This is a genomic window from Mesorhizobium sp. M7A.F.Ca.US.014.04.1.1 (genome assembly GCF_003998745.1).
Taxonomy (GTDB): Bacteria; Pseudomonadota; Alphaproteobacteria; order Rhizobiales; family Rhizobiaceae; genus Mesorhizobium; species Mesorhizobium ciceri.
In genome coordinates this window covers 1-1,007 of the sequence record NZ_RZRW01001127.1, presented here as the reverse complement: position 1 = coordinate 1,007, position 1,007 = coordinate 1, and the positions used below count along the sequence as shown (strand labels likewise).

Annotated in this window: 1 protein-coding gene; it reads left to right on the top strand. The window is 58.7% G+C overall.

What is annotated here, in order from left to right; translation table 11 throughout:
* Positions 1-14: 14 nt before the first annotated feature.
* Positions 15-1,007, top strand: a 993-nt coding sequence (locus tag EOA22_RS35015) for a glycosyltransferase family 2 protein (protein ID WP_164756241.1), incomplete at its 3' end; no start/stop codon positions are given.

Here is a 1,007-nt window from a genome sequence, read left to right as displayed (position 1 = left end):
TCCAGGAGAGCACGATGGACGAGAACGACTTGCGAGCATTGGTGGCAGCCGCTCATCGCGCGCGCCGGCCTCGCCGTGTAACCACCGATCCTGGCCGCAGACCGAAACCCATGCCGACCATTTCGATCTGCATCCCGACTTACAACCGCTCGTCCATGCTGGCGGAATTGTTAGACAGCATCATCGCCCAAGCTTTGGAGGACGAGATCGAGGTCGTGGTCAGCGATGATGCTTCACCGGACAATACGGTCGCCGTGGCCGAAGGCTATAAGGGTCGCATCAAGCACTACACCTTGCTTTCCCAGCCGAAGAACTTGGGAGTGGACGGCAATTTCCTGGCGGTCGTGGAGGCGGCGAAGGGCGATTACATCTGGCTGATGGGCGACGACGACCATCTGGAACCGGGCGGGCTAGCACGGGTGCTGGAAGCGATCCGGCGTTGGCCCGGCGTAACCGGTCTAACGCTAGGCGTGATCGACTATGACGTGACGATGACGCGCCGGACCGGCATCCGTCGGATCCCGCCTACACAACTGATCGCCGATGCCGGTACGCTGTTCGCGACGATGGGTGATCTGCTGGGCTTCATGTCCGCCCTGGTGATAGACCGTGCCAAATGGAATGAGATCGCATCCGAGCCTAATGTCTCGGAATTCAAGAATTACTACGTCCAAGTTTATATCATCGGCCGTGTTGTCGAACGGTTTGGAAAATGGGGCGTGGTCCAAGAACCTTGTGTCGGCTATCGGTCGGGCAACGACCAGTTCAATATCAAGTTCGGGTGGCTGGATCGCCTGAAGATCGACGTTGCCGCCTATGATCAGATTGCTTTCGCGTTGTTCGCGGACACACCCGCTGTGTGCGAAGCGTTTCGCCGCCGGATATTTGATACGCACGTGATGGCGCGGTTGAACAACGCTAAAACTGCGGGGGGACGGACCATCGCGGTGAGCGCAGCGATCAGGTACCTGTACGGCCGTTACCATGGAATGCCGCACTATTGGACC